This window comes from Desulfuribacillus alkaliarsenatis (genome assembly GCF_001730225.1).
GTDB classification, from domain to species: Bacteria; Bacillota; Bacilli; order Desulfuribacillales; family Desulfuribacillaceae; genus Desulfuribacillus; species Desulfuribacillus alkaliarsenatis.
Map to the genome: position 1 here is coordinate 1 of NZ_MIJE01000023.1, position 1,057 is coordinate 1,057.

Sequence of the window (1,057 nt, forward strand, 5' to 3'; positions counted from 1 at the left end):
ACCGCCCGTCACACCACGAGAGTTTGTAACACCCGAAGCCGGTGGGGTAACCCGTAAGGGAGCTAGCCGTCGAAGGTGGGACAGATGATTGGGGTGAAGTCGTAACAAGGTAGCCGTATCGGAAGGTGCGGCTGGATCACCTCCTTTCTAAGGAAACAGACCGTGAAATAATCGGTCATAGAGACATCGGTCTCAGACGTATGTTTTGATTGCAATACAGTTTTCAGGGAATTTTACTGAAAACCTAGATAAGTTAGCTAGACTAACTCATCTACAGGTTTCGTAATTCTCTTGAACCATGACAACTACACATCCTAAATCGAAAAGACATCGATTAAAAAATCTAAAAGCTGAAAGCAAAAACAAATACGAAACCTTGAAAAACCCAAGGTTAAGCTAATAAGAGCGTATGGTGGATGCCTAGGCGCTAGGAGCCGAAGAAGGACGGAGCGAACGCCGAAACGCCACGGGGAGCTGTAAGCAAGCATTGAGCCGTGGATATCCGAATGGGGGAACCCAGTATCCGTAATGGGATATTACCCATACCTGAACACATAGGGTATGAGGAGGCAGACTCAGGGAACTGAAACATCTAAGTACCTGGAGGAAAAGAAAACAAAAGTGATTCCCTAAGTAGCGGCGAGCGAACGGGGAGAAGCCCAAACCTATACTATGTAAGCCTACAAGCGTTGTAATATAGGTGTTGCGGGGCATAGAAAGGGTGTTTGTAGCCACCCACAAAGACAACAAACGGTATTCGAACCAATTGGGAAATTGGACCGAAGAAGGTGAAAGTCCTGTAGAAGAAACCGTTTCGCGCTTTGTCTATGACCCCAAGTACGGCGGGACACGAGAAATCCCGTCGGAATCCAGGAGGACCATCTCCTAAGGCTAAATACTACCTAGCGACCGATAGTGAACCAGTACCGTGAGGGAAAGGTGAAAAGCACCCCGGGAGGGGAGTGAAATAGAACCTGAAACCATATGCTTACAAGCAGTCGGAGCACGTTAAAAGTGTGACGGCGTGCCTTTTGTAGAATGAACCGGCGAGTTATGG

The 1,057-nt window shown here is 47.7% G+C and carries 2 rRNA genes; both read left to right on the forward strand.

From position 1 onward, the window contains the following. A 16S ribosomal RNA gene (locus BHF68_RS08525) occupies positions 1 to 147 on the forward strand; the annotation flags it as partial. Positions 148 to 389: 242 nt separating this feature from the next. Then, a 23S ribosomal RNA gene (locus BHF68_RS08530) occupies positions 390 to 1,057 on the forward strand; the annotation flags it as partial.